The 688-nt window shown below is 65.3% G+C and carries 1 pseudogene; it reads left to right on the top strand.

The features are described from left to right. The first annotated feature begins 3 nt into the window (after window positions 1-3). Window positions 4-675, top strand: a pseudogene (locus PKE99_RS39200) (phosphoadenylyl-sulfate reductase). Window positions 676-688 lie beyond the last annotated feature (13 nt).

The following is a 688-nucleotide window of genomic DNA, read 5'->3' as shown; positions in this document are numbered from 1 at the left end:
GCCGTGCTGGAACATGCGCTGGGTGACCCCGATCTGGGGCGCGTGGCGCTGGTGTCCTCTTTCGGGGCGGAATCGGTCGTGCTGCTGCACCTCGTCTCGGTCATCGCACCGGAGACACCCGTACTGTTCGTTGATACGCGGATGCTGTTCAAGGAGACGCTGGTTTACCAGCGCGAGCTGGCCGAGAAGCTGGCGCTCTGCGACATCCGCACCATCCGGGCGCATCCGAAGAAGGTGGAATTCGACGATCCCGACGGCACGCTGCACCAGTTCAATACCGATGCCTGCTGCGCCATCCGCAAGGTGGAGCCGCTGGAACGGGCACTGAAGGATTTCGACGGCTGGATCACCGGGCGCAAGAGCTAACTGGGCGCGACGCGGCAGGAGGTCGAGTTCTTCGAGGCCGAGGGCGAAACCCGTATCAAGGTCAATCCGCTGGCACATTGGGGTCGCGAGGATCTTGAGGATTACATCGCCAACAACCGCCTGCCCCGGCATCCGCTGGTCGCCAAGGGCTACCCTTCCATCGGCTGCGCGCCCTGCACCAGCCCGGTGAAACCCGGCGAAGACCCGCGTGCGGGCCGCTGGCGCGGCAGCGCCAAAACCGAATGCGGCATCCATTTCATCAACGGCCGCGCCGTGCGCGGCGGCACCACCGAGGAGAACGCGGCATGAGCGTGATCGTCAC

It is taken from the genome of Pseudonocardia halophobica (assembly GCF_027922425.1).
GTDB lineage: Bacteria > Actinomycetota > Actinomycetes > Mycobacteriales > Pseudonocardiaceae > Pseudonocardia > Pseudonocardia halophobica.
This window is presented reverse-complemented; position numbering and strand designations above follow the sequence as displayed.